At 37.1% G+C, this 19,109-nt stretch carries 18 protein-coding genes and 1 other annotated feature; of the genes, 4 read left to right on the plus strand and 14 right to left on the minus strand.

Going from position 1 to position 19,109, the window contains the following annotated elements:
* Nucleotides 1-111: 111 nt before the first annotated feature.
* The 12 genes from O3658_RS02065 to O3658_RS02120 all read right to left on the minus strand — a co-directional run bounded on the left by O3658_RS02065 (nucleotide 112) and on the right by O3658_RS02120 (nucleotide 13,104).
* Nucleotides 112-822 carry a B3/4 domain-containing protein gene (locus tag O3658_RS02065; protein WP_371559097.1) on the minus strand — a complete coding sequence of 237 codons (711 nt, stop codon included), beginning with the start codon at nucleotides 820-822 and terminating at the stop codon, nucleotides 112-114.
* 78 nt (nucleotides 823-900) lie between these two features.
* Complete coding sequence (locus O3658_RS02070; RefSeq protein WP_000157160.1) at nucleotides 901-1,287, minus strand: VOC family protein; 387 nt, start codon at nucleotides 1,285-1,287, stop codon at nucleotides 901-903.
* Between the two features lie 55 nt (nucleotides 1,288-1,342).
* A complete protein-coding gene (rplT, locus tag O3658_RS02075; RefSeq protein ID WP_000124830.1) occupies nucleotides 1,343-1,702 on the minus strand; it encodes a 50S ribosomal protein L20 in 360 nt (119 codons plus the stop codon).
* Nucleotides 1,703-1,753: 51 nt separating this feature from the next.
* Nucleotides 1,754-1,954 carry a 50S ribosomal protein L35 gene (rpmI, locus tag O3658_RS02080; RefSeq protein ID WP_003003453.1) on the minus strand — a complete coding sequence of 67 codons (201 nt, stop codon included), beginning with the start codon at nucleotides 1,952-1,954 and terminating at the stop codon, nucleotides 1,754-1,756.
* A gap of 32 nt (nucleotides 1,955-1,986) precedes the next feature.
* On the minus strand, nucleotides 1,987-2,517 hold the full coding sequence (infC, locus tag O3658_RS02085; RefSeq protein WP_000848177.1) for a translation initiation factor IF-3: 531 nt from the start codon (nucleotides 2,515-2,517) through the stop codon (nucleotides 1,987-1,989).
* 15 nt (nucleotides 2,518-2,532) lie between these two features.
* Nucleotides 2,533-2,663: a sequence feature (ribosomal protein L20 leader region), on the minus strand.
* Between the two features lie 87 nt (nucleotides 2,664-2,750).
* The gene (pgdA, locus tag O3658_RS02090) at nucleotides 2,751-4,142 is read right to left on the minus strand and encodes a peptidoglycan-N-acetylglucosamine deacetylase PgdA (RefSeq protein WP_371559098.1); all 1,392 of its coding nucleotides are present in this window, start codon (nucleotides 4,140-4,142) and stop codon (nucleotides 2,751-2,753) included.
* 251 nt (nucleotides 4,143-4,393) lie between these two features.
* Entirely contained in the window at nucleotides 4,394-6,121 is a 1,728-nt protein-coding gene (ezrA, locus tag O3658_RS02095; protein ID WP_371559099.1) for a septation ring formation regulator EzrA, read from the minus strand.
* Between the two features lie 81 nt (nucleotides 6,122-6,202).
* On the minus strand, nucleotides 6,203-8,149 hold the full coding sequence (gyrB, locus tag O3658_RS02100; RefSeq protein WP_371559100.1) for a DNA topoisomerase (ATP-hydrolyzing) subunit B: 1,947 nt from the start codon (nucleotides 8,147-8,149) through the stop codon (nucleotides 6,203-6,205).
* Between the two features lie 14 nt (nucleotides 8,150-8,163).
* Complete coding sequence (locus tag O3658_RS02105) at nucleotides 8,164-8,727, minus strand: HAD family hydrolase (RefSeq protein WP_371559101.1); 564 nt, start codon at nucleotides 8,725-8,727, stop codon at nucleotides 8,164-8,166.
* A gap of 105 nt (nucleotides 8,728-8,832) precedes the next feature.
* Nucleotides 8,833-9,384: a DJ-1 family glyoxalase III gene (locus tag O3658_RS02110; RefSeq protein WP_371559102.1), complete on the minus strand. Its 552-nt coding sequence runs from the start codon at nucleotides 9,382-9,384 to the stop codon at nucleotides 8,833-8,835.
* A gap of 10 nt (nucleotides 9,385-9,394) precedes the next feature.
* Nucleotides 9,395-10,618 carry an FtsW/RodA/SpoVE family cell cycle protein gene (locus O3658_RS02115; RefSeq protein ID WP_371559103.1) on the minus strand — a complete coding sequence of 408 codons (1,224 nt, stop codon included), beginning with the start codon at nucleotides 10,616-10,618 and terminating at the stop codon, nucleotides 9,395-9,397.
* A gap of 11 nt (nucleotides 10,619-10,629) precedes the next feature.
* Nucleotides 10,630-13,104 (minus strand): bifunctional DnaQ family exonuclease/ATP-dependent helicase, encoded by a 2,475-nt coding sequence (locus O3658_RS02120; RefSeq protein ID WP_371559104.1) that lies wholly within the window; start codon nucleotides 13,102-13,104, stop codon nucleotides 10,630-10,632.
* A 118-nt stretch (nucleotides 13,105-13,222) separates the two neighbouring features.
* Between O3658_RS02120 and O3658_RS02125 the strand changes: the two genes are divergently transcribed.
* Entirely contained in the window at nucleotides 13,223-13,408 is a 186-nt protein-coding gene (locus O3658_RS02125) for a hypothetical protein (protein ID WP_371559105.1), read from the plus strand.
* Between the two features lie 205 nt (nucleotides 13,409-13,613).
* On the opposite strand, the gene tnpA is transcribed toward O3658_RS02125, so the two are convergent.
* Nucleotides 13,614-14,078, minus strand: a complete 465-nt coding sequence (tnpA, locus tag O3658_RS02130; protein WP_371559106.1) for an IS200/IS605 family transposase — start codon at nucleotides 14,076-14,078, stop codon at nucleotides 13,614-13,616.
* 467 nt (nucleotides 14,079-14,545) lie between these two features.
* Here tnpA and O3658_RS02135 point away from each other — a divergent pair, with 467 nt between their 5' ends.
* Nucleotides 14,546-15,259 (plus strand): methyltransferase domain-containing protein, encoded by a 714-nt coding sequence (locus O3658_RS02135; RefSeq protein WP_371559107.1) that lies wholly within the window; start codon nucleotides 14,546-14,548, stop codon nucleotides 15,257-15,259.
* Here the strand turns inward: O3658_RS02135 and O3658_RS02140 are convergent.
* Complete coding sequence (locus tag O3658_RS02140) at nucleotides 15,256-16,239, minus strand: hypothetical protein (RefSeq protein WP_371559108.1); 984 nt, start codon at nucleotides 16,237-16,239, stop codon at nucleotides 15,256-15,258. The two genes, O3658_RS02135 and O3658_RS02140, sit on opposite strands and share 4 nt — an antisense overlap.
* A 92-nt stretch (nucleotides 16,240-16,331) precedes the next feature.
* Between O3658_RS02140 and O3658_RS02145 the strand changes: the two genes are divergently transcribed.
* Nucleotides 16,332-17,228, plus strand: a complete 897-nt coding sequence (locus tag O3658_RS02145) for a tyrosine-type recombinase/integrase (protein ID WP_371559109.1) — start codon at nucleotides 16,332-16,334, stop codon at nucleotides 17,226-17,228.
* 523 nt (nucleotides 17,229-17,751) lie between these two features.
* Nucleotides 17,752-19,100 (plus strand): IS3 family transposase gene (locus tag O3658_RS02150; protein WP_371559110.1). Its coding sequence is split into 2 segments (ribosomal slippage): nucleotides 17,752-18,193 and nucleotides 18,193-19,100, totalling 1,350 coding nucleotides; the frame shifts between segments, so codons are not numbered across the junction.
* Nucleotides 19,101-19,109: the final 9 nt, after the last annotated feature.

The raw sequence follows: 19,109 nt of genomic DNA on the forward strand, positions 1-19,109 counted from the left end.
TCACCTCCCTTTTTCTCCTTATATTATACCATTTTAGAAAATAGAAAAACAATTTCTTTCTCCCCTTGTAGAAAAAAGAACCACAGTTGAATTAACCGTGATTCCCATTCATTATTCTAGCTCTAGGATAGGATTTGTAGCTGTCAAGTGGCTGATCTTACCACTGACACCAAAATATTCCTCAATTTTAGTATGTAATTCTAGCATTGCTTCCCGAGCTCGTGATGCTTGGTCTTCATTGATAGCTTCAATGACTAAAACAGCATCTTTGGTTTCTTCTGTTAACATGGTTCTTTGGGCTTCACGCCAGTTTAAACACCGACAAACCGCACCTTGTTCATCAAAATAAATAATTTCATCGGCTAATGCAGGAGCATCACTTTCGGCCCCTAGTGGAAAGAAGGATTCATTCCCTTGAGCTCTTCCGAGACATAAGTCACCAACAATCTTAGCTAAATCCTCTCCCCCACAAGGAACAGCGTAAGAAAGTGAAACACTATTATAAATATCTACCAAAGGATTTATTGGATTAAATTCTCTTCCTTGACTTACACGCTTTAATAAAGCTTCAATAGAAGAACGAGCACCTTTTTTGGTTTTGAATTTAGTGAATGCCTGACGCCATTCTTGAATCACTTCATTCTGAGTGAAATTTTCATCTGGTATAAAAGTCCGAGCTTTTTTCGTCCCTTCATCTAGTAAAGCTTTAAAATATGGATCCTCATTCTCATCAATAGTATTGTTGAGACCTTTTACCACCAATACAGAGATTTGAGCATCTGGAAATAGTTGCCAAAAATCATCTTTTACATGAACTTTCATGACCTTGCCTCCATTCTTTTTCTTTCATTCTACCACAAATTCAAAAAAAAGAGTAGCATACAAGCTACTCGATAGGAACTATAATGAATTTTCACGAATCACTTCTACCTTGTATCCATCTGGATCTTTGATAAAGTAATAGTTTGGTTGAGTCCCTGGAAGTCCATTAGGTGCTGTCACTTCATAGCCTTTGTCGCTATGTTCTTTGTGAAGAGCCTCAAGATCAGGTGTGCTTAGGGCGATGTGAGCAAAACCATCACCGACAACATAAGGTCCGTGATCATAGTTGTAAGTCAACTCCAACTCATAATCATCACCTTCAAGTCCAAGATAAACAATAGTGAATGCATAGTCTGGAAAGTCTCTACGACGTAATTCCTTAAAACCAAAAGCATCTTGATAAAAAGCGATTGATTTTTCAAGATTTTCTACTCGCAAGCATGTGTGTAGCATTTTTGAAGCCATTTTTTCTCCTTTGTTAAAAAAGACTGGGACAAACTTGTACCAGTCTTATGAATAATTATTTACCAAGTTTTGCTTTAGCTGCATCTGCAAGAGCTGTGAAAGCTGCTGCATCGTTAACAGCCAAGTCAGCAAGCATTTTACGGTTAACTTCGATCTCAGCCAATTTCAAACCATGCATCAATTGTGAGTATGAAAGTCCGTTCAAACGAGCTGCCGCATTGATACGTGTGATCCACAATTTACGGAAGTCACGTTTCTTTTGACGACGGTCACGGTATGCATAGTAGTAAGAGTTCATTACTTGTTCTTTTGCAGTACGGAACAAGATGTGTTTAGCTCCATAGTAACCTTTTGCTAATTTAAGAATACGTTTACGACGTTTGCGTGATACAACGCCACCTTTAACACGTGCCATGTTTTATTTCCTCCAAATATTTCCTAGAATTGTTTACTTACAAATACGCGATTATTTCAAGCGAGTAAGCATTGCTTTGATACGTTTGAAATCTCCTGCATGCACCATAGATGCTTTACGAAGATGACGACGTTGTTTTTTAGTTTTTCCGTGGAAACGGTGAGATGTGTAAGCACGGAAACGTTTAAGTCCACCAGAACCTGTACGTTTGAAACGTTTAGCTGATGCGCGGTGTGTTTTTTGTTTTGGCATGATTTTTTCTCCTTTATTTAACTTTCTGACAATTATTTTTTGTCAGTTGCTGGCGCCAATTGCATGAACATTTGGCGTCCATCCATTTTAGCACGTTGTTCAATGATAGCAATATCTTGAGTTGCTTCAGCGAACTCGGCTAAAACTTTTGCACCAATCTCTTTATGGGTGATCATACGCCCCTTAAAGCGAATGGATACCTTCACTTTGTTTCCTTTTTCAAGGAACTTGCGAGCATTGCGAAGTTTAGTTTCGAAATCACCCTTGTCGATAACTGGGCTCAAACGAACTTCTTTCACGGTCACAACGCTTTGTTTTTTGCGTTGCTCTTTTTGTTTCTTCTGGTACTCAAATTTGAACTTACCGTAGTCCATAATTTTCGCAACAGGAGGTTTAGCTTGAGGTTGAATGAGAACCAAGTCCACATTAGCTTCGTCCGCAAGTGCTTGCGCTTCGCTTAGTGGTTTGATACCCAATTGCTCACCTTCAAGACCGATTAAGCGAACTTCGCGTACACGAATTTCATCATTGATGAATAAGTCTTGCTTTGCTATGGTTTTCACCTCTTTTTTTAATTTAGAGAAAAACAAGAGCGGACTTGCTAACGCAAACCCGCACTACATGATTGTATTTCATTTCTGAAATTTGATCCGTAGGGGCCAGACAACGTTAGTCGCAAGGCGAGAAGTTCTCACTTCTGCTTTTCTCAACTTTTATATGATATCAAGTTTTCCCCTACTTGTCAAGATTAAAACTATCTTTTTTTAATTTTTTTAAATATTTGCCTACTGTGAACTTACTGGTTACGAGAATAGTAAATCTCATGTGGCTTCAAACGAGTGTTGAGTAGATCTGATACCGTCACAAAACTATATCCTTGTTCCTGTAGATACTCAATTACTTTTGGTAGTGAATTAACAGATGTTTGATGGATATCATGCATTAAAATGATAGATCCATTGCTTACCTGACGCTGAATTTCTGTCAAAATCGCTGCTTCATTTTTACTCTTCCAATCCAAACTATCCACATCCCACATGATAAAGCTTAAATCAAGGCTATTACGAATATCATCTGAGATTGCACCGTATGGTGGACGCATCAATTTAGAGCTTTTCCCAAGAACTTTTGTAATAGCATCTTCGGTATCTGTAAGCTGTTTCTTAGCGTCTTCTAATGACAGTTTTGTTAAAACCGGGTGATTCCAACTATGGTTTCCAACTTCATGACCTTCAGACTGCATACGTTTAAGAATCGACTCATTACCTGCAATATTCTTTCCTTGTACAAAGAAGGTTGCTTTGATCTTATACTTGGCTAGAATATCTAAAGCTTGTGGAGTTGTATTTCCATCTGGTCCATCATCAAAGGTAAGAGCTACTACTTTTTTATTTTTCTCAGCCTGAGCCTTCTTATAAAGTTCTGCATCCTTTTCAGTTAGATAGGACGATTGGATAACATCAAAGAAGTCTGAAATAGGCAAAGCTATTTCTTCTACATTATTGGTTGCTTTGATTGGATAAAGAACCAATTGACTATCTTTGTATGCAAACTTCCAAGATGATAAATCGCTAGCTGTAAAATCGGCTATTACTTGATCAACAAGAGTTTGTTCAATCTTTTTATCTTGGAGCGTTGACTTGATATCCTCAAGAAACTTCTCTTTAGCTTTGCTAGCATCTGTAAAGAGCTGATCTAATGTAAACAGGGTCCCATCTTCCTTAAGATAAAGCTGATCTAATGAGGTATTTTCTAATTCCACCACAGTAGAATCACTCAGGTCATAGGCCTGTTTTTTTACAAGATGGCTCTCCACACCTTTGATAGAGGATGAATCTTTTTCAGAGTAGTAAAAAATCAAATGTTCTTTATCTTCTACCTTATCCGTGATATCTTTTACAATGATATCCTGAACAGAGGTAATGACCTTGTCCCCCGTCATAGGATAGTAGGTGATGATTTCTGCCTGCCCCTTACGAAAATGATCCTTCTGACTTCCTTGTGAATAAGAATCATCTTTTTCTTTTTTCAGTGCTTCAATTTTTTGCTCAAAAGCTTGCTTCGTCAAGACTTTATAAGCAATACCAGCACCTAATGTTAAGATTGTGAAGAATAGAAGCCCCACAATAATCCACAAATTTCTTCTCTTCTTGTCATTTATTTTACAATTTGTTCTTTTTTTAGTCATAGTCTTATCATATCAAATCAGGCCTATAATTTCAATGATAAATAGGAAAATGTCCATTTTTTAAGAAAAGAAAGAGGTTGGGACAAAAGATCCCGACCTCACTTTTTATTAGCAATCAAACTTTGACGCGGTAGCTGATTGGACTTTTTGTTCGTCTTTGAGACTCCAAAAACTCCTAATCATCTTCGCGGGGCTGGGACTACGAAATCGAGACTTTGTCTACCGATTTCTTTCCCACCGCCTTTTATTAATTAAAATCGAATGATTTCTCTTGTTTTTTCATATGAAGAAACAAAGCGATTTGTTACTCCTGGTTCAGCTACTTCCAAAGCTTGGGAAATCTTTTCGAAAGATGCTTGATAATCAAAGGCATTTTCAAAGATTTCTAAAGATTCATGGAAGGCTTGTTGAATCCCTTCATCAAATGATCTGTAGCGGTTAGAATATTGAAGCAATTGCTCTGTCAAGGTTGCATATTGCACAATACTGTAAGTTTCTGTTTCCAAAACTTCCATATCATGTGATGCAATTTCTAGGATACGATTAACAGACTCAATGTTGACTTGTGACTGTTCCAACTCTGCCAGCAAATCCTCAGTACTATGGCTAGCAGCAAAGAACAATTTCAAGAAGTTCTGTGGAATTCCTGGAAGATTTCTCTTTTCCATGTAACGCTTAATGGTGTGGAGTCGATTAACGTAGACATTTGCCTTTTGACGAGCATTGACATCGTCTTTTTCAATCTGTACTAGACGTTCGCTCACTGAAACTTGATCATCTTCAATTTCTTTTAATGTAGCTTGAACATTTTCTAAACGTTCTTCCAATACAGAGTAAGCTTCTGAATATTCCTCTTGTTCTGAAGTCAAATCACTAACTGTAACTTCTAGGGAATCCAAATCCACTTGAAGACGACGGACGTGATTTACATCACTCTCAGACATCAAGTAAGTTTTGCTCAAGCGTTCAATATCTTTCACCAAGACTTGATTATTGTCTTTTAAGTGGTCAAGATAGGTTGGAAGTGTTGACAACAAGTTTTCAACAACTTTTTGAGAAGCAATCTCTCGTGTGAAAATATTATAGAGAGCATTGATTTCTTCTTGAATCTGAGTGTTTTCATATTCAGCATTGTCCAATTCCAATTTTTTAATATTTTCTTGGTTATTTTTCAAAGCTTCATACAATAACTGTAAACGTGATTCAATGTCAGTTTCTACAAAGTGATAGTTGGCATCAAGCAACTTACGATAGCCAGCCTCTAGATCTTCAAGTTGATCAGGGAGTTCTGTCGTTAGTTTAGTAACAATTGCTGGAATTCTCTCGACGATATGCGTCAAAGCGAGGATATGATTTTCAGCATTATCCAGAATTCCTGCTGCTTCAACTGGATCTCCTGAAGAGTTTAGCGTCACAAATTGAGAAAATTCTGATTGGATGTTCTCCAATTGTTTTTCAATTTCAGGAAGTGCTTGACCATATTTCTCAGAATCTTCTGCGACTGTTTTTTGCAAGCTTTCAAATAAATCTAAAGCATGCAAGACACGACCACTATTTTTTGATTCTTGTTTTTCTAGATCTGCCAAAGCATTTCGAATGGAAGCAATATCTTCTTCGATAAGGGTAATCTGGCTTTCAATTTGATCAATTTTGTGTTGAGCTTTCAAGAAGCGAAATGAATTATTGTACCCTTCTGCTTCAAACAGGTTATTCTCAATATCTGCAAATGAGTTGAGGGATAGGTCTACCCATTTTTGGTTCCACTCTCTAAATGCAATCTGACTTTGACCAATCAGATGCATATTCTTAACAGCTTCAACTTCATCGTTAACTGGAAGGTTATACAACTCTTCCTTTCTTCCTTCTAGTACTGCGAGCCTCTTTTCATTTCGTTTGCGTAACAAAATCGCTACAACATAAGCAATGATCAGAAGAGCCGCGATTACAATCATAATAATAATCAACAGATTATCAGACATATCAAACTCCTTTTTATACTTGAAACAATTGTAATGATTATATCATATTTTTCAAACCATGGAAACTATTTCCAAATTTTTTTAAACGTCAAGCGTGCTGTAAACAGCATTTTCTTCAATAAATTCTCGACGTGGTTCTACACGGTCACCCATGAGCATATCAAAGATTTTATCTGCTTCTGCAGCATCATCAACTGATACACGCGCCATGAGACGATGTTCTGGGTTCATAGTTGTTTCCCAAAGTTGATGGTCATCCATTTCTCCAAGACCTTTATAACGCTGAATAGTTGGTTTTGAACGTCCTTCACTATAGCGAGCCAAGGCTTCCTGGAGACGGATTTCTTGATCTGCTCCAGGTTGGATGTATTCTTTAATTTCACTGCCGACCTTAACACCGTAAATTGGTGGTTGAGCGATATAAACATAACCTGCTTCTAAAACGGGTTTCATATAACGATAAATCAAGGTTAACAAGAGGGTACGGATGTGAGCTCCATCGACATCGGCATCCGTCATGATAACGAGTTTTTGGTAACGGGCCTTGCTAACATCAAATTCAGCACCAAAGCCTGTTCCCATAGCTGTGAAAAGGCTACGAATTTCTTCATTGGCAAGGATTTTATCCATGCTGGCCTTTTCAACGTTGAGGATTTTACCGCGAATTGGTAAAATCGCTTGGAATTCACGGTCACGACCAGACTTTGCAGAACCTCCCGCTGAATCTCCTTCGACGATGAAAAGTTCAGTTTCAGCTGGATTGTTTGATGAACAGTCTGCTAATTTCCCTGGAAGGTTTGAAATCTCAAGACCAGATTTCTTACGAGTAACCTCACGCGCACGCTTGGCTGCTACACGCGCCTTAGCTGCCAAAATCCCTTTTTCAACAATCCGCTTAGCAATCTGTGGATTTTCCATTAGGAAGTCTGAAAATGCTTCACTAAAGAGGCGATTGGTAATCTTGACAACTTCACTATTTCCAAGTTTAGTTTTCGTTTGTCCTTCAAACTGCGGATTTGGATGTTTAACAGAGATAACGGCAGTCAATCCTTCACGGACATCCTCACCTGTAAGGTTATCTTCGTTATCTTTTAGGAGTTTGTTTTTACGAGCGTAGTCGTTAATGACACGGGTTAAGGCTGTACGGAATCCTTGTTCATGCGTTCCACCCTCATGTGTATGAATGTTATTGGCGAAACTCATGACATTTTCATGGTAACCCGTTGTGTATTGCATGGCTACTTCAACTGTGATGTCATCCATTTCTCCATCTGTGTAGATTGGCGTATCAAAGATGACATCTTTGTCTTCATTGATATACTCAACGTAACTCGCAATTCCACCTTCGTAGTGGTAGTGTCTTGTTTGTTCAAGTCCCTCACGTTTGTCAGTGATAGAGATTTGAAGGCCACGGTTCAAAAAAGCTAGCTCCTGAATCCGCTTGTTTAATTTATCAAAATCAAAAGTTGTTGTTTCTGTAAAAATCTCTGGATCTGGCGTGAAGTGTACGGTTGTACCTGTTTTATCTGTATCTCCAATCACCTCAAGGTCAGCAACAACATGTCCACGACGGTATTCTTGGTAATGGATTTTTCCATTTTTGTGAACACGAACATCCAACTGAGTTGAAAGGGCATTTACAACCGATGAACCTACACCGTGGAGTCCACCTGAAACCTTGTAACCGCCACCGCCAAATTTACCTCCAGCGTGAAGAACGGTAAAAACAGTTTCAACGGCAGGACGGCCTGTCTTTTCTTGAATATCAACAGGGATACCACGTCCATCATCAACAACCGTGATAGAGTCATCTGGCTCAATAAAGACCTGAATATGACTAGCAAATCCCGCCAAGGCCTCATCGATAGAGTTATCAACGATTTCCCAGACTAGGTGGTGAAGACCTTCTTTTGAAGTCGATCCGATATACATTCCAGGACGCATACGAACGGCTTCCAGACCTTCCAAAACTTGAATCTGACTGGCATCATAATCCTGTGCCTGTTGGTTTTTGATTTCTTCTGTCATTTTTTCCCTTTTTCTTACATTTCTAATACTTGTCTCAATGTCACGATATTTTCAAATAGATGCGTCGCTAAGCCTGCTGCTTGTCCAGCTTCAATATCGATAGGACGGTCACCAATCACGATACCAGAACTAATCTTATACTTATCTCGCAAATAGATCATAGACTCTGGATTTGGTTTTCGCTTAAAGCCAGAGCTAGCTGTTACTACTTCTGTAAAATAGTCAGCAATACCCGTCTTTTCAAGGATATCCAAAACTTGGTCATTGCGATGCGAAACCAAAAAGTTCCGTCCTCCCTGGTCTGAGATTTCCTCCAATAAAGCAGGTACTCCCTCAAACAAGGCAGGATGTTCAAGCTCTCGCGCTTCGTTTTCCTTATATTTTTCTAAAAAATGCTCTATTGTTGGGGCAAATTGGTCAATCGCAAAAGCAGTTGACACTTTCAAGGCATTGTAAACTTTATCATGTTCTTCTTCAATTCCAAATTGAGCTAATGTTTCCACAAAAGCCGCGGTCGAAGTCTCATAATTATCAAGTAAAGTTCCACCTAAATCCCATATGTAATCGTGATATTTCATACCCTTCATTATAACATTTTTTCATCAAAAAAGCGACGATTTCCTTCTATTTTAACAGTAAAAAACGAGAAGAATCCCCTCATTGATAGATTCCTCTCGTTTTAGTTAATCTAATCCAAACACATCACGATAGAGCATGGCTTCTCTCAAAGCAGTTGCATCTCCACCAAGTTGTTCTACTAAGTTATAAGCAAAGGCTAGGGCAGTTGCTGGACCGCGACTGGTAGTCAGTTGACCATCAACAACTACTGTTTCCTTACGATAGTGACCAGCAGCAATTTGCTCTTGAACACCATCATAGCAGGTGAACTCTTTATCCTTGAGGAGACCAGCTCGATTCAGTACAATTGGTGCTGCACAAATGGCTGCTACTTTTTTACCAACTTGCTCAAATTTTTGAAGTTCAGCAATCAATTGCTCATTATCACGCAAGTGAGCTGAACCTGGCATACCTCCTGGTAGGACAATCATGTCGTAGTCAGATAAATCACCATCAAACACACGATCTGCTTGTACTTGGATGGCATGTGATCCCGTCACTCGGGCTTCAAAACCAACCATATGACAAGTAATATTGGCACGACGTAATACGTCCACAACTGTTAGGGCTTCGATTTCTTCAAAGCCATCTGCTAAGATAACTGCAACTTTAGCCATGATTTACTCCTTATTTAACTTTTTTCAAAACAACTTTCTTCCGTTTAAATCTTGTCTTACCGCTCTTTTCATCAGCTAGATGCGTTTGATAACTCATCGATAGAAGCAATCCAACACCAATCAGATTACTGATAATGGCTGATCCCCCTTGGGAAATAAATGGTAGAGGAATCCCCGTCAGAGGAAGGAGACCTGTCACTGCACCGATATTTTCAAAGATATGGAACAAGAGCATCATAATAAATCCAGTTGAAATGTAGGTATAAAATTGATTATTAGACTTCAGAGTGATTTTTAACATTCGATAGATAAGTAGGAGATAAAGTGTAATTACAAGGACAGAGCCGATAAAACCAAAATCTTCTGCAATGACTGTAAAAATCATATCACTCTCACGAACGGGAATGAGGAGATTGGATACATTAAATCCTTGACCAAACAGACCTCCACTACCGATGGCGATTTGCCCTTGCGCCTGTTGATAGGTGGTCGTTTGTGCATAATCAAAGGGATTGAGCCAGGCAAGGATACGGTTAATCTGATAGGTTGGCATCCCGATTTGATGTATGAAAGCACGCCCATCTTTTGTGATGAAAATTGCCAAAAATCCTGCAATTCCCGATACAGCTGTTACAAAAATTGGAATGATGATTTTCCATGATACCCCAGAAAGCAAGACCAGTCCCGCAAAGATTGCGACAAAGACCAAGGCCGTTCCTAAGTCACTCTGCAGGGCCAGTAAACCTAAGACTGGCAGCGTGAAGATAATCATCCACAGTATCAAGAGGAAATCTAAAGGAATCGTTCGTTCACTTTCCTTGTGTTTCTGTGTGAATTGAACAACAACCCGAGCCAAGATCAAAATATAGGAAATTTTCATGAATTCGGAAGGTTGGAAAAGTGTCACTCCTCCAATTGACACCCAGTTTTTAGCCCCTGTTGCTGCCACTAAATTGGGATTGTAAAAAATCAAGGGTAAAACCATAAGGACTAGACCTAGGGCGTAGAGATAGGGAGTCGCCTGCCATAAAAATTTTGTATTAAAGAACATGACTACAAAGCTGATAACAATTCCCAATACGATCCAAGCTAGTTGCTGACCGAGAATAGGCCAAATATTATGTGGATAGTCATGACTGACAGCAATGTAAATAGCTACCACTCCAGTCACCAGCAAACAGAATACTGGTAAAATCAAACTATAATCGACTCGAGAGTCGAGAGAACGTTTCATAAAGGTCTCCTTCATTCTTTCAGATGTTTATTTTGTTTTTTGTGTAAAAATTCTTGAACTTTTGAGAATACTTGCTCTTTGCCAACTTCTCTCACTCGACTAGTCTGTGACAAAGCCTTGCTAATCTGCTTTCCATATCGTTTGCTTGTCATTCGGCTATCCAAGATAAGGACAGATGAGCGCTGTCCAAGACGACGCATGGTTCTACCAATCGCTTGTTTAAGGCGAATGATAGCCATCGGCAGTTGATAGTCATAGAAAGGATTTTTCCCTTCAATGCGAAGTTCCTGATTCATTTTTTTCGTAAAGGGATCTTCTGGATTTTGGAAGGGCAAGCGTGTCACCACTTCAATTACTCGAGGGTGAGTTGCAAAATCAACTCCCTCCCAAAAACTTCCTGCCCCTAGTAAGAGTTGAGAGTCTCCTCTTTCAAATCGTTTCTTGAGTTGAGCAGGATCTCCGTTCTTATACTGGGCTAGATGAGAAAGAGATAGAGTATCTGATACCTGCAACAAAAGGTCTTTTGAAGTGAATAAAACGAGCATGGGTTCTTCAAGATAGGACAAATCTTCCAGTACTTCTACGAGAGCCTGAGCATAGTCTTCTTGAGAGGTTTCTGTCACCAATGGAAAATCCTTAACAACCAAGATTTCTTGATTTTCTTGAAAATTCTCATCCAATTTGTCAAAAGCTGCATGAGGAAATCCCATTAGTTCTGGTAAAGATACCCTGCTACTAATTTCCAAGGTTGCAGAGACAGCTAAGAGCTGACAGCTTTCTGGAAAGATCTCCGAAAAGAGCAGACGTTGATTGCGACTGGAAGAAATGACAACCTTCTTGCTAGACAAGTCTGAGGCTGATAGCCAAAATTCTCCATCAGTGCAGAAAAATCGCTGATAGTCCTGGAAAGCTTGAACGTCTAGCTCAGAGAAATCCTGCTGGAGTTGTGCTATTGTAGTCGTCGGGCACATTCTTCGTTTGCCAGATAGGAACTGGTCCATCAAGTGACAAAGCTCAAAGCGAATACTCTCCATCAAGCGTCTCTGAAGCGTCCCTTTTTCTCGAACTAAGGCTTGATCTAGTTGGTCTACTATGTCGTTTAAAACGAAACTCTTCTGCGAAAGATTTTCCAAAGTTAATAAGATCTTCTGGGCCTCATCCAAGATCAAGAGACGGCCCTCTAGTAGACTGGGATCGTCCTCAAGTCGGGTAACGAGATAAGCATGATTGGTCACAAGTAGCTGGCAAGAGCGAGCTTTTTTCTGCCCCCGTCTCCAAAAATCCTCCAACCAAAAGAGAGAAGCTTTGGGAAGTTTCCCATCATGTACCAAGTTTGGCAAAAATTGCTGGTAACGGTAAAGCTGGCCAATCTCATCTAGGTCCCCCGTTTCTGTTTCAGTCAACCAAACTAGAAGTTGCATCTTGAAACGTGTGTACAAGCGATTGGACTCTTCTTCCTCTAGCGCTACATGAAAGGCATCTAGTTTTAAGTAATTTTGTGGTCCTTTCAGACTATGAATCGAAAGGTGAAAGACCTCTTCCAATCTACGAGCCTCTTCTTGCATCACTTGATTTTGTAGAACTTTAGTAGGAACACTGAGGAGGATTCCTTTTTCGTTTTCTAGTGATAAGGCTGGCAGGAGATAGCCGTAGGTTTTTCCAATTCCAGTCTGAGCTTGCACAAAGGCAAGATTCTCATTCTGTAGAAAAGTTTGAACCTTCTGGGCGAAGCGTTCTTGCAAGTTTCTCTCCTCCAACCCCAACAAGGCAATATTGGTCTGGAAATCTTTTGAGAGTTTGCGTGGAGAAAGGGCTGGTTTTTCCTTTTTCAAAAACAGACCCTGCACCTCAACTAAGTCATGTTCTACAAGGATGGACTGCTTCTGATAAACTTCCTCAATGACCAGATAAGACTCATATAATAAACCATCTGACAAACTTAACAAGCGTTCCAATAAGCCTTTTGGCAGTTGAAACATTTTTTGTCGCATACAGAGAAAGAGCTCTGCTGTTGCTTGGGCATCTGATAGGGCCGTATGGGCTTTTTCTAGTGAAATACCCAACTCTTGACAGAGAATCCCCAGGTTATACTTTTCAAGCTGAGGATAAAAGACTTGAGCCAATTCCACTGTATCGATACGGGGAGTGCGCAATTCATAACCTTCAAAAAAGAGAAATTCTGCCAACAAATTAGCATCGAACTGGACATTGTGCGCAACAAAAACACCGTCCTTGACCAAGTCAAAAATTTTTCCAGCCACCTGAGAAAACTCTGGTGCCTCTGCTAGTCGCTGGTCGGTCAAGCCCGTTAATTCTTTGATATGAGAATCCAAGGGTTCATGGGGATTGACATCCGTTGCAAATTGGTCAACAATCTCGCTATTTTCAATGACCACGATTCCTACTTGGATAATTTTTGCCTTGCTTCCGGTACTGGTCGCCTCTAAATCCACGACAACGTACCGATCATTTCTAAAATTCATCATTAAAAATTATATCAAAATTTACAGCATTTGACATCCATGAACTTTATTGCAAGGGGCAAGTTTCTTGCGAGTTTTTCTAAAAAATGATTGAATAGAAATGTAGAAAAGGAGGGACATCATGAACCCATTAGATTTGTTTAATCAAGTAAAAGAGCTAATCGAGAAAAAAGATTTGGCTGCCGCAAAAACCTTTGTCGAAGAAAATAAGGACCAACTCGGTGAATACCTTAGTCAAGCTCAAAGCCTGATTTCAGGAACAGAAGGGATCAGTAATCTTGTTGATAAGGTCAAAGGCCTCTTCTAATTCTTAAAAGGCACCTGAAAACCTCGAGCCCACTGAAAAAGTAACTCTCTTACTTTTAATAAAATCATGACCACCCGTCTAACGGGTGGTTTGTAGCAGGGCTATAAGCCCAAATTACCAGCCAGCGCCTAAAGACGCTGGTTTTCACTTTGTTCAAGCCTTATTGCTCTTGACTCGTCACTTGCCTCTCAAAGAGGCTTTGGTATTACTTACCACTATCCCTAAAGGGATCCTCATATTCTTTTACACTTAATTTATCTAGTGCTATATCATGCTTTTCCTGTTCTTGAATATATTTCTTAATTGTGGCTTCATTGAGTCCAACCGTACTCACATAATATCCTTCCGCCCAGAAATGCCGATTCCCAAACTTGTATTTGAGATTGGCGTGTTTGTCAAACATCATGAGCGCACTTTTTCCTTTTAAATAACCCATGAAACTCGAAACACTTATCCTCGGTGCAATACTTACTAACATATGTACATGGTCTGGCATCAAGTGTCCTTCAATAATTTCAACTCCTTTATAACTACACAATCGATGAAATATCTCGCCTAAACTACTTCGATATTGATTATAGATGATTTTTCGTCTATACTTAGGGGTGAACACAATGTGATACTTACAGTGCCACTTTGTGTGTGATAAACTATGAGCCTTTTGTGCCATATTTTTCTCCTTTCGCTTTACAATTGGCTTGAACACCTTTATTGTATCGCGTTCGGAGTTTTTTTGGTATAACCTTCGACGCGCACCCGCATAGCGGGTGGTTTATTTGTCTCGCACCTAACGGAGCGAGACGAACTGAAAGCCATATAATAAAAAAGACCGATTCAAAATCATTAGAGAATACAATTCTAAAATTGAAATTTTTCGTGCTAATTCTATGAAATCTTGATTTTCTAATAAATTTGTACTTATTTCCTTCAACCTATACTAATACCCCATTGTTTCAAGTTTGTAATTAAATCAAAAGTATTAGATATAATTTAAAAATCGTGTTTTAAGCTCTCGTTGACCAATATCATAGTTTGCTATTTAAATTTAACTAAAAAAATCATTATACAAATCAATCTACTAAAGATGAATTTATGGTATACTAATGATAATAAATAGTTATCGGTAGGAGAGTTACAGTGAATACTAAAGTAGATTTAGTTGAAATAGAAAAGTTTTATAATGAACATGAAGTTATCTGGTATAACAATTGGTATAGATATACGAATAAGTCAATTGATTTATTTTTAAAGAAAAACTGTACTTTTACTAATGATGAAATTATTCTGAATGCCGGATCTGGGGGGAATACATACGGTTTATCAGGATACACAATCCATATGGATATTGCTGAAAAAACATTAAGTGCAGTCTCTAACAAAATTATTGGGAATGTAGAGAACATTCCTGTTAACGATAAGTACTTTGACCATATTATCTGTGTAGGTTCGGTGATAAATTATTGTGATGCCAGCAAAGTGATTAGTGAATTTGAGCGTGTGTTAAAAGTTGATGGTACTTTATATTTAGAATTTGAACCTAGCAATAGTTTCGAGTATTTTGGAAGTAATAAATATAAAAAATCCGTCTCTATAATTGAAACGGATTACTTAAAGACTAGACATCGTAATTGGATTTTTTCTATAAAATATATTGAAAATTTATTGAAATCACAAGGATTTCAAATTAATAAAAAACAGCAATTTCATATAATAAGTTCTATCATTCTGAGAATAACAAATAACTACGATTTTGCAGCAAAGTTCACTAGACTAGATAAGATTTTTAAATTTTTTCCAGGAATCCGGAACTGTTCTAGTAATATAATTTTGAAATGTACTAAAATTCACTAGACAGTATCTTTTTTTAGTAAGAACGGGAGTATGCTAACGATTATGCTAGAAATTCCACCAATTATTGGGGTAAAGCTTGTAGTTGTATCAATTCCAAAATAATTAAATACTTTATAATATATAATGATAACAATTGGAAAGACGAATATTGATATAAACATAGATGTTAAACTATGGTTTAGTTTCTTTTTAGGTGCAGGTAGCTTTTCAACGCTACCTGCACTTTTGATTTTATCTTTATGAACTTCAATAAACTGCAATGGTTCAGGCAACTCTTCAAGTTTATTTTGAATACTAGCAAAAGTATTTTGGATTTGCTTATTGTATTGAAGTCTTTCACTTTCACTAAAAAACGGTGTATACCAATTTATATAGTATTCAAAATATAAAGATTGGATAATTCTAATATAAGTCTCTTTGGGAATCGTCTTTATGTTAGTATTTGAATTAATCATTAATTTAGCTTCGAAGCTGCTGAACTCATTATTAATCCCTAAAGGTGGTGTATGGTAATCAGCATCTATAGTGAAAAAATTCTCTATTGATAGAATAGTTTTAAATATTTTACTCTCATCGTCAACTTCAACTCCGTTATTCTTATTACTGATTTCACAAATGAAATATGTGACCTCTAATAAGCTTGATATAAACATTCTAAGTTCATTTAAATAGCTAAGGTAAGTATTATTTTTTCTGTATGCATCTTCAACAGCTATATACTCAATTACGACTGTTTTAGTGGACTTTAAGTATGTACACATTGCTAAGCCAATATTTGTATCATTTAGGAAGAGAGAAAAAAAGTAGCTCTCAAATTCTACAGTTTTATTATCTAACCAATATGTTAGCTCATTTGTGTTTGTTCTAATGTCTGAAGGAGTAACTCTTGAATAAATCTTAACAGAATCAATATAGTCAATATCGGATGATGACTCAATTAACTTAATTTTGTAATTATTTTCAAGATATTGATTGCTCATTTTTCATTCTCCTACCGATAACTATTTATTATCACTATACAAAGCACCCAAATAAGTTTATAATAGCATGATTATTGATGAAGGAGATTTTCATGGATTATAAACTTATTTCTACTTACTTAGATTATTGCAAAACTCATAAACGTTTGAGTTCACATACGATTCGAGCTTATAAAAATGATCTTATGCAATTTTATAACTCAAACTATGATAATGTCGAATCCTATATCGAACACTTGACACAATCTAACATAAAAACGAATACACTAAGAAGAAAAATTGCTTGTATGAAGGTGTTTTATAATTATCTAAAATACCAGAACATAATTGAAGAGAATCCCTTCAATCAATTGCGCTTTCAATTTAGAACTGAAAAAATATTGCCTAAAACGATTCCGTATAATATTTTGAAAAATATTTTTTTATATTTAGAGCAGAGAGTAGTTATTTCTAAAACTGACTTTCAAAAACAAAAAGCTGAAAGAAATCTACTAATCATTTCTCTTTTACTTTCGACGGGTATCAGAATTTCTGAACTTTGTCACATTCATCTCAAAGATATTAATCTTTCCAATAAGACACTCCATATTATAGGAAAGGGGAAGAAAGAACGTATCATATTTTTAGGAGATCAAACAACAATTAATTTATTAGAAATATATATAAATAAAATAGGGAAGGAATCCAATGGTTTTCTATTCCCAGGGAAACATTCGCCAAAACCATTGTCAGAGCAAAGTGTACGTTTAATTTTAAAGAGAATCGTTGAACAAAATAACTTATCTAGAACTATTACACCACATATGTTTAGACATAGCTTTGCAACAATGCTTCTGGATAATGATGTAGATATTCGATACATTCAACAAATTCTTGGACACAGTTCTATATCAGTCACACAAATCTATACTCACGTATCCCATTCAAAACAAAAAGAAATACTTAGTTCTTTTAATCCTATATCAGCGATTCATTCTGAAAGCGAGTAAGAGACATCCTCAAAGTCTACAGTTCACTTCATATAAAATTAATTTTTGTAGTTCAACCTTAATTAATAGATTTTATACTCACCAAAAGCATACAAAACTTCACTTTGAACCAGCATTTATACTATATTCCGTATTAAGCACTTCTGTAATTGTTTTTCTAAAATACAATCTTAAAACATCCTCAAATAAAACAAAAAAAGTTTTGTCAAAAAACGATTCCTGGATAAAATGAAGTAATTCTTCCCACAATAAAAGGCATAGTATCAAGTTATTTTCAACATCTGATACTATGCCTTTTTCTTATTTTTAAGACTCTTTACCTAGCATTTCACTTACTAGTAAGGGTCACAATAAGTTTAATCTTTGTAAGCAGATTGTTAGCAATAGAGAAAAAAACTCCAAATTTCTAATCTACTTTATTCTATATTCATTAACTAAAAAAGAAAATCTACCTTCTCAGTAGATTTTGAACTGCACCCCAAAAGTTAGACAGAAAAAATCTAACTTTTGGGGTATTTTTATTATGAAATTAACTTATGATGATAAAGTTCAGATCTATGAACTTAGAAAACAAGGATATAGCTTAGAGAAGCTTTCAAATAAATTTGGGATAAACAATTCTAATATTAGGTACATGATTAAATTGATTGATCGTTACGGAATAGAGTTCGTCAAAAAAGGAAAAAATCGTTACTATTCTCCTGATTTAAAACAAGAAATGATTAATAAAGTCTTACATGAAGGCTGGACTAAAGATAGAGTTTCACTTGAATACGGCCTCCCAAGTCGTACGATACTTCTTAATTGGCTAGCACAATACAAGAAAAACGGGTATACTATTGTTGAGAAAACAAGAGGGAGACCATCTAAAATGGGACGTAAGCCAAAGAAAAAGCATGAGGAATTGACAGAGTTAGAACGCCTTCAAGAAGAAAATGAATATCTGAGAGCGGAGAATGCAATCCTAAAAAAGTTGAGAGAACTCCGATTGAAGGAGGAAAAAGAGAAAGAAGAAAGACAGAAATTGTTCAAGAATTAATCACTGAGTTTTCGTTAGAGATTCTTCTAAAGATTATTAAGCTCGCTCGTTCGACCTACTACTATCACGTGAAACAGCTAGACAAACCAGATAAGGAGCAAGAGCTTAAAGCTGAAATTCAATCCATTTTTACTGAACACAAAGGAAATTACGGATATCGTCGAATTCATTTAGAATTAAGAAATCGTGGTTATGTAGTCAATCATAAAAGAGTTCAACGCTTGATGAAAGTACTCAATTTACAAGCTAAAATGCGACAGAAACGAAAATATTCTTCTCATAAAGGAGACGTTGGCAAGAAAGCAGATAATCTCATTCAACGCCAATTTGAAGCAGCCAAACCAATGGAAAAGTGCTACACAGACGTGACAGAATTTGCCATTCCAGCAAATACTCAAAAGCTTTACTTATCACCAGTTTTAGATGGATTTAATAGCGAAATTATCGCCTATAATCTTTCAACTTCACCCAACTTAGAACAAGTAAAAACGATGTTGGAACAGGCCTTCACAGAGAAACACTACGAGGATACGATTCTCCATAGTGACCAAGGTTGGCAATACCAACATGATTCTTATCATCGGTTCCTAGAGAGTAAGGGAATTCAAGCATCTATGTCACGCAAGGGAAACAGCCAAGACAACGGTATGATGGAATCTTTTTTTGGCATTCTTAAGTCTGAAATGTTTTATGGTTATGAGAATACGTTTCAGTCACTTGAGCACTTGGAACAAGCTATTGTAGACTATATTGATTACTACAACAATAAAAGAATTAAAGTAAAACTAAAAGGACTTAGTCCTGTACAATACAGAACTAAATCCTTTGAATAAATTAATTGT

Source organism: Streptococcus sp. 27098_8_69 (assembly GCF_041432445.1).
GTDB lineage: Bacteria > Bacillota > Bacilli > Lactobacillales > Streptococcaceae > Streptococcus.

Coding starts and splice junctions, on each gene's coding strand:
- rpmI (WP_003003453.1), bottom strand. CDS start 1,954: ATGCCAAAACAAAAAACACACCGCGCATCAGCTAAACGTTTCAAACGT.
- O3658_RS02105 (WP_371559101.1), bottom strand. CDS start 8,727: ATGAAATATCACGATTACATATGGGATTTAGGTGGAACTTTACTTGAT.
- rplT (WP_000124830.1), bottom strand. CDS start 1,702: ATGGCACGTGTTAAAGGTGGCGTTGTATCACGCAAACGTCGTAAACGT.
- O3658_RS02145 (WP_371559109.1), top strand. CDS start 16,332: ATGGATTATAAACTTATTTCTACTTACTTAGATTATTGCAAAACTCAT.
- O3658_RS02115 (WP_371559103.1), bottom strand. CDS start 10,618: ATGAAACGTTCTCTCGACTCTCGAGTCGATTATAGTTTGATTTTACCA.
- O3658_RS02070 (WP_000157160.1), bottom strand. CDS start 1,287: ATGGCTTCAAAAATGCTACACACATGCTTGCGAGTAGAAAATCTTGAA.
- pgdA (WP_371559098.1), bottom strand. CDS start 4,142: ATGACTAAAAAAAGAACAAATTGTAAAATAAATGACAAGAAGAGAAGA.
- O3658_RS02120 (WP_371559104.1), bottom strand. CDS start 13,104: ATGATGAATTTTAGAAATGATCGGTACGTTGTCGTGGATTTAGAGGCG.
- O3658_RS02140 (WP_371559108.1), bottom strand. CDS start 16,239: ATGAGCAATCAATATCTTGAAAATAATTACAAAATTAAGTTAATTGAG.
- tnpA (WP_371559106.1), bottom strand. CDS start 14,078: ATGGCACAAAAGGCTCATAGTTTATCACACACAAAGTGGCACTGTAAG.
- ezrA (WP_371559099.1), bottom strand. CDS start 6,121: ATGTCTGATAATCTGTTGATTATTATTATGATTGTAATCGCGGCTCTT.
- O3658_RS02125 (WP_371559105.1), top strand. CDS start 13,223: ATGAACCCATTAGATTTGTTTAATCAAGTAAAAGAGCTAATCGAGAAA.
- gyrB (WP_371559100.1), bottom strand. CDS start 8,149: ATGACAGAAGAAATCAAAAACCAACAGGCACAGGATTATGATGCCAGT.
- O3658_RS02065 (WP_371559097.1), bottom strand. CDS start 822: ATGAAAGTTCATGTAAAAGATGATTTTTGGCAACTATTTCCAGATGCT.
- O3658_RS02110 (WP_371559102.1), bottom strand. CDS start 9,384: ATGGCTAAAGTTGCAGTTATCTTAGCAGATGGCTTTGAAGAAATCGAA.